Below are 6,437 nucleotides of genomic sequence, written 5' to 3' on the forward strand. Positions count from 1 at the left end.
AGCTGGTAAGGGCCACCATTGTAGAGCCACTCATCCAAGCTGGCTGCTTCCCAAATTGGGTAGAAGTGCAAACCGATCGCATTACTCGAAGGAACAACTGCACCAGAGATGATGTTGTTTCCGTACAGTAAAGAACCGGCAACGGGTTCGCGAATACCATCGATGTCAACGGGGGGTGCCGCGATGAAAGCGATGATGAAGCAGACAGTGGCGCTTAAGAGGGTGGGGATCATCAACACGCCGAACCAGCCGATATAAAGGCGGTTTTCGGTGGAGGCGACCCACTCGCAAAAGCGGTCCCACAGATTAGCGCTTTCGCGCTGCTGTAAAGTGGTGGTCATAGTTTTATGATTGCTATTGGTTTGTCGAGGTAGTTATGATGTTTTTAGATTAATGCTTTTGTAACGGTTTGTAAAGGGGTTGGCGCTACAGTAATCCTGATGAGGGACATAAGTAGGGGTTATCACTGTGGGGTTCCGAGTCAACCGGACAGGACTTACGCAGGACTTACTCAATTAAACTCTACCTACAGTGAAAGGAAATGCATAAGTCCCAAAGGATTGACTCGCTGCGGGAATTTATCAAACTAATCTGGTTTTAGGGTTCCATCATCCCAGTAAACGACCTTTCACAGAATTGGCGACAGATTAATAGTTGGAGTTAAACTGTCAATAACTTTTAGCAAACAGATTGTTGGGAAAATCATGACAAACCTATCTAAGGAACAAACAGGGATTATCCGGACAGAACGAGGACTGACCATCGCCGGTACAAGGATTACTCTCTACGACATTATGGACTATGTGACGGCTGAATATCCCCCTAAGTTTATCAGGGGATTATTTGACCTAACCGAAGAACAAATTAACGCGGCTTTAGCTTATATTGAGGCCAATCGTCCTCTGGTTGAAGCGGAGTATCATCAGGTGCTTCAGGAAGCGGAAGAACTGCGACTGTATTATGAAGAAAAAAATCGGGATCTAATTGCTAGAATTGCCGCAATGCCACCGAAACCAGGTCAAGAAGAGATTCGGGCAAAACTTCAAGCAGCCAAAGCAAAGTTTCGGTCTCAGCCATGAATTTTTTAGTCGATCATAATTTAAGAGGACACGCGATCCTTCTGTCGGGAAGTATGGTGAGTAGTGGCTGGCTAGATTGGGTGGTTATTCGATTTATCACTTTTGAGGAAGTTGGCCTTTCAATCAATAGTGATGATCGGATAGTTTGGCAGTTGGCTCAGTCAAATCATATGATTTTGTTGACAGCCAATCGGAGTATGAAAGGCGAAAACTCTCTGGAACAAGTGATGCGGGAGGAGATGACTTTTACATCACTCCCCGTGATTACCATTAGTGATGCTGACCGCTTGTTGAATGACTCAGAATATCGGCAGCGTTGTGCAGTTCGTCTGGTGGAAATTGTGATTGATATTGATGTTTATATGGGCGTAAGTCGGCTTTTCATCCCATAAAGTGGGGTTGAGATTGTGGCTAAGGTGCGATCGCCATTAGAGGGGCGATGGTTCACGGATAGACCCAGAGAATGTTAAGGAGAGAAACTCCTTTGGGGGCGATTCTATAGAAGCGATCGCTTTTCGGGAGTCGCGCCTCCTTCTTCTATCAGACTATAAGCAGCATAGAAACCGGGTTTTTTTGAAAACCCGGTTTCTTGGCAATCTTATTGGGGCGATCGCACCCCATTAACTAGGCTCTCAGGACTTATGGTGATAAGTTTATTTTATCAACAGAAGTCCTGAAGAACCCCGGATTTTTTTGAAACAACCCAGTTTCTTGGCTTATGCTCGCGCTTGATTCCGAGGAGCCGGAGCACCGCGTAATAATCCTTCGGTACTAAGATCCTCATCGATTTCTTCCCAGTGAATCCCATAACCCCCGCCACAAATCACCCATTTTTCTAACTGTTCGGGAGTAGCTTTTAAAAGTCGAGGGAACCAAGCTAAAGGAACGGTGAGAGTGCGTCCATCCATTAATTCAACACTAAAAGCATCTTCATGGATGAGAACATTTTTCACCCGAATATCAGTTTGAACTGTCAAAATATTCATGCCAAGCCTCCAAAAAATTTTGTTGATTCGATTCCACCAGGGATTCTATTTTTCTTAATTCTTTAGCATTAAACCCGATATTTTTCGCTAAAGATATCGGAGATAGCCAGAATTTCGCGGAGAGATTATCTCTATCAATATGAATATGGGGTGGTTCGTTGGGTTCATGGCTATAAAAATAAAAGCGATAGGCTTCAAATCTTAAGACGGTTGGCATGGGTTGAGGTCAGTTTCTCATCAGATATTGAATCAGATTTATCCAAGTTGGTCAGGAATAGTCTCACTCAAGCGCCCTTTGTCGGTCATTAAAGTCGATTATAGCAGTTCCAGCTAAAACCTGGAAATTTCACCTGAAACCTGCATTGAGAGAAACTCCTCTGGGGGCGATTCTATAGGAGCGATCGCTTTTCGGGAGTCGCGCCTCCTTCTTCTATCAGACTATAGGCAGCATAGAAAGCGGGTTTTTTTGAAAACCCGCTTTCTATGCAATCTTATTGGTGCGATCGCACAACATTAACTTTAAAGGCTATCTGTGATTTTTTCATCTAATTCATTAACCGCAGACATCACACCAAACTCATAATCCGTTAAAAGAGTCTTTTTAATTTGATGTAGAGACTCAACTAGATCCTCACGCAGACGCGGTTTATCTTTTGCAACTCCATTGGTATAATCCCAATAATCGAAGGCAATTAATCCCAGACCGACAGCAGGATCAATTATAGATGCTATTGAACTGGAAAGAAAGCCTGCTGCAACTTTACTAGCGGCTTTAGCTGCAACTTTACTACCCGCTTTAATTGCCAAATAACTTCCTGCGCCTATAATTTCAACGGCCAATGTTTGATTTCCTTGTTCATTTTCTAGTCTTACCTTAATTCCTTCTAAATATTCCGGCCAGTCAGACTGGGTAATTTTATATTTTTTAGAAACATTTTTCAGTTGCTTAGATAGTTGATTTAAATACAAATCAGTTGTATCAATCAGAATCGTCTTGAATTTACTTTCTGCTGATTTTGAATTGACAACGCGACGAGCAAATTCCCGATGAATATTGGCAATGATGCGGTCTTTAATTCTATCGTCAACTATAGACGGGTCAAATCTTGTAATTGCCATTTCACCTAAATAGTCTAAAAAAATTAGAAGTTCTTGTGTTCTTTGATTAAAATAATTAAAATACCAATCTAAAAAATCGGTATCTAGGCGCTTAATTAATTCAGATTCCCATTTATCTAATTCGTGTTCTGCATATTCTTGAGCCTCTTTATAGGCTGTTTGACGAGCTTTGTCAAAAGCTCGTTGGTTGTCTGAACCCCAAAATGCCACCATATTTGGCGTAATTTCCAAGGATGGAGGCGGATTTAATTCAGCAGCTAAAGCTTGAGTCATAATCAAGCGTCCCAGTAATGGGAGTAACACCAGTAAAATCACTAGAGTCCAAATGATAATACTCGCTATCTTAATCGCTTTTACGATGATGTTTGTTTGTTTTAACTCAACCAGACTGAAATCGCGATCGCGCAAAAAATCACTTAATTTTTTGTCTAAATTTTTAACAATAATCTTCCGTACTACAGGAACACCACTGGGAAGGCAAACCAGATTATTATTTTCATCTACAAACGCCAGAGTTAAACATTGACCTTTGGGTTCTTCTTCGGGAGACTTTTCCCTAAGAATAGCTAATTGCCTAATATTAGTATTTTCCTGACGATTGAAATTACAATAATCAACTAATTCATCTAAGCTAATTTTTTCTAAAAACTCAGGTTCTTCTTGGATAGAACATGATGAGGCTTTAAATTTGTCTATTATTTTTTTTGCATTTTCGTCACTCTCTTCTATTTTTTTAATCAATTGCAATTCAAATTCAGGGGATGATTTGAACAAAGCCATGAAAATACTCCAGTATCGGTTTAAGGATTAATAAAATATATTAACCTGGTGTTAGATGAGTTTTTAACGTTTTTAATTTTTAATTTTTATTCAGCCAATCCAAGTATCAATTTTTTGTTCATACTTGGCCTGTAAATAATTATTGATCCATCAAATTAATCGTCCCAACATCTTTTTTGTCCATCAACATATCGACAAATTCGCTTCTCAAGAATTAAATGTTTTTGAACTTGATCGGACTGAGAGTTTGCCATATATGTCTGACTGACAGCAATATTATGTATTGGGTTAAAAGATGAACTAGCCCATGCAGGAACAACATTGCTGAAAAGCAGCATAACCATTAATATTGAGGCCGAAAAAAATGTGATTGCTTTTTGCATAGTTTTTCTCTGGAATGTACTTCACGAAAAAACTGTCTTCATTATCTAAGATCCTTTTAGCTCTGACAACCCCCCAAAAGTACGGTAAAGTCAGGATGGTTGTAAAGTTTTTTATCAATTCATGGAGGGGATACTTGTCAAAGTACGAAAAAGTACGATACATTAAGAAATGCTTAAGCTAAGACTTCAACCCTAACAAAATCTATGACTACTGAGGAACTGTTGCAATGGGCGGATGACATTGTATTTACCAATACAGAAAAACACCTTGATTCTGTGCAATCGGCTATCCTAGAAGGCGCTTGGCAAGGGTTAAAATATGAGGAGATTGCTAAAAAATGTCATCGCAGTAAGTCTCATATTAAAAATATCGCTGCGGAATTATGGCAGACTTTATCAGAACTGTTAGGAGAAAATATCCACAAGGCAAATGCTCGCTCCATTTTAGAACGAAAAGCGATCTCTAATATTTATAATTATGGACACTCTTCACCCATAGTTAGTGGTTATATTGATAGTCATATAAATATCTGTTCTGAAAACCGGCAATATCCAGAAGATGCTAGATACCGATCGCCCTCCAACTCCAACTCGCCTCCCAGCAAAAATCAACCCACCATCATCGACTTAACCGACGCACCAGAGTTAACCGATTATTACCCTCGTCCTGCGGAAGAATCCATCCTCAAACAATGGATGTTAGAAGCGGGTATGCGCTTGATTACTCTCTACGGTTTAAGTGGAATTGGCAAAAGCGCCCTCACTGTCAAATTGATTCAAGACATTCAAACCGAATTTGATTACATTATTTGGCGGAGTCTTGAGAATCCTCCCCCCTTCTCTACCTTACAAACCGAACTCTACCAATTCTTTTCCCAATCACAACCCAACCCTTGCGCTACACTTATCGAATATTTGCGTTCATTTCGTTGTTTAATCATCCTGGATGATGTCCAGAATCTATTTTAAAGCGGTCAAATAGCCGGTCAATATCTAGCCGAATATGAAGATTATGGCAAATTCTTTAAACAAATGGTCACTTCATCTCACTCCAGTTGTGTCATCCTCCTGAGTTGGGAAAATCCCAGAGAACTGGCGACTTTAGAAGCGGAAAAACGACCTCTGAGGAGCTTACACATCACAGGTTTAGAAGCAGAATCAGCTAAACAAATCCTGAAAGATAAAGGCTTGAATGATGAGAACCAATGGGAAGACTTAATTCGCCTTTATCAAGGTCATCCTTGCTGGTTAAATATTATGGCTTCCACTATCCTGGAACTTTTTAACGGAAACCTTTCCTTATTTTCATCTAATCCAACTGAATTATTTTTAGGTGACTTAGAACCCTTATTGTTAGCTCATTTAGAACGGTTGTCTGATGCCGAGAAAACCGTGAGTGGCTGGTTAGCGCTTCAAGGGGAAGCGATCGCGATTTCTCCGCACCCCGCCGAAAGTGGATTATCTAAATCTGAATTTTGGCAAGGTATCCAATCTTTAACCCGACGCGGTTTAGTGGAAAAACTGCCCGTTGAATCGGGATGTCGGTTCCGCCTCAATCCGGTCTTTCAATATTATATTCAGTCTCAATTAACCTAAGTAATTCGGTTTTATTAAATTATTGAATTCAAGCTGATTAAAACACAAAAAAAACGCCCCCAATTTGGAGGCGCTTTTTTTATTCAAAAGTCAGATTAACCATTGATAGAAGGAGCCGTCAAAGCAACCGGAGTCGCTTCGCCAGCAGCCAAATCAAGGGGGAAGTTATGAGCATTACGCTCGTGCATCACTTCCATACCCAGGTTAGCGCGGTTAATAACATCAGCCCAGGTATTCACAACACGACCCGTAGAGTCGATGATGGACTGGTTGAAGTTAAATCCGTTCAAGTTGAAAGCCATCGTGGAAACACCCAAAGCGGTGAACCAGATACCCACAACGGGCCAAGCAGCTAAGAAGAAGTGCAAGGAACGGCTGTTGTTAAAGGAAGCATATTGGAAGATTAAACGACCAAAGTAACCGTGAGCGGCGACAATGTTGTAGGTTTCTTCTTCTTGACCGAATTTGTAACCGTAGTTTTGAGATTCGGTTTC

8 protein-coding genes and 2 pseudogenes are annotated in these 6,437 nt (G+C 40.7%); 4 read left to right on the forward strand and 6 right to left on the reverse strand.

Going from position 1 to position 6,437, the window contains the following annotated elements; genetic code table 11:
* Positions 1-341 (reverse strand): annotated as a pseudogene (locus tag J0895_RS06170) (photosystem II q(b) protein); the annotation flags it as partial.
* Between the two features lie 363 nt (positions 342-704).
* Here J0895_RS06170 and J0895_RS06175 point away from each other — a divergent pair.
* Both J0895_RS06175 and J0895_RS26690 read left to right on the forward strand, forming a co-directional pair.
* A complete protein-coding gene (locus J0895_RS06175; RefSeq protein ID WP_207087237.1) occupies positions 705-1,079 on the forward strand; it encodes a DUF433 domain-containing protein in 375 nt (124 codons plus the stop codon).
* A 179-nt stretch (positions 1,080-1,258) separates the two neighbouring features.
* Positions 1,259-1,471, forward strand: coding sequence for a hypothetical protein (locus J0895_RS26690; protein ID WP_340643465.1), 213 nt, complete (start codon positions 1,259-1,261; stop codon positions 1,469-1,471).
* A gap of 324 nt (positions 1,472-1,795) precedes the next feature.
* Here J0895_RS26690 and J0895_RS06185 read toward each other — a convergent pair whose 3' ends face one another.
* The 4 genes from J0895_RS06185 to J0895_RS06200 form a co-directional block, all read right to left on the reverse strand.
* Complete coding sequence (locus J0895_RS06185) at positions 1,796-2,065, reverse strand: DUF2442 domain-containing protein (RefSeq protein ID WP_207087239.1); 270 nt, start codon at positions 2,063-2,065, stop codon at positions 1,796-1,798.
* On the reverse strand, positions 2,040-2,282 hold the full coding sequence (locus J0895_RS06190) for a DUF4160 domain-containing protein (RefSeq protein ID WP_207087240.1): 243 nt from the start codon (positions 2,280-2,282) through the stop codon (positions 2,040-2,042). Before J0895_RS06190 ends, J0895_RS06185 begins: the two co-directional genes overlap by 26 nt.
* Before the next feature lie 302 nt (positions 2,283-2,584).
* Positions 2,585-3,964, reverse strand: coding sequence for a hypothetical protein (locus tag J0895_RS06195; protein WP_207087241.1), 1,380 nt, complete (start codon positions 3,962-3,964; stop codon positions 2,585-2,587).
* A 155-nt stretch (positions 3,965-4,119) separates the two neighbouring features.
* On the reverse strand, positions 4,120-4,347 hold the full coding sequence (locus J0895_RS06200) for a hypothetical protein (RefSeq protein WP_207087242.1): 228 nt from the start codon (positions 4,345-4,347) through the stop codon (positions 4,120-4,122).
* Between the two features lie 204 nt (positions 4,348-4,551).
* Here J0895_RS06200 and J0895_RS25720 point away from each other — a divergent pair, with 204 nt between their 5' ends.
* Together J0895_RS25720 and J0895_RS25725 are read left to right on the forward strand one after the other, a co-directional pair.
* A complete protein-coding gene (locus J0895_RS25720) occupies positions 4,552-5,316 on the forward strand; it encodes a helix-turn-helix domain-containing protein (protein WP_242541093.1) in 765 nt (254 codons plus the stop codon).
* Between the two features lie 63 nt (positions 5,317-5,379).
* The gene (locus J0895_RS25725; protein WP_242541094.1) at positions 5,380-5,943 is read left to right on the forward strand and encodes a hypothetical protein; all 564 of its coding nucleotides are present in this window, start codon (positions 5,380-5,382) and stop codon (positions 5,941-5,943) included.
* Between the two features lie 95 nt (positions 5,944-6,038).
* On the opposite strand, the pseudogene J0895_RS06210 reads toward J0895_RS25725, so the two are convergent.
* Positions 6,039-6,437 (reverse strand): annotated as a pseudogene (locus J0895_RS06210) (photosystem II q(b) protein); the annotation flags it as partial.

Source organism: Phormidium pseudopriestleyi FRX01, from assembly GCF_017313335.1.
GTDB lineage: Bacteria > Cyanobacteriota > Cyanobacteriia > Cyanobacteriales > Laspinemataceae > Laspinema > Laspinema pseudopriestleyi.

Coding starts and splice junctions, on each gene's coding strand:
- J0895_RS06190 (WP_207087240.1), bottom strand. CDS start 2,282: ATGCCAACCGTCTTAAGATTTGAAGCCTATCGCTTTTATTTTTATAGC.
- J0895_RS06195 (WP_207087241.1), bottom strand. CDS start 3,964: ATGGCTTTGTTCAAATCATCCCCTGAATTTGAATTGCAATTGATTAAA.
- J0895_RS25725 (WP_242541094.1), top strand. CDS start 5,380: ATGGTCACTTCATCTCACTCCAGTTGTGTCATCCTCCTGAGTTGGGAA.
- J0895_RS25720 (WP_242541093.1), top strand. CDS start 4,552: ATGACTACTGAGGAACTGTTGCAATGGGCGGATGACATTGTATTTACC.
- J0895_RS06185 (WP_207087239.1), bottom strand. CDS start 2,065: ATGAATATTTTGACAGTTCAAACTGATATTCGGGTGAAAAATGTTCTC.
- J0895_RS06200 (WP_207087242.1), bottom strand. CDS start 4,347: ATGCAAAAAGCAATCACATTTTTTTCGGCCTCAATATTAATGGTTATG.
- J0895_RS06175 (WP_207087237.1), top strand. CDS start 705: ATGACAAACCTATCTAAGGAACAAACAGGGATTATCCGGACAGAACGA.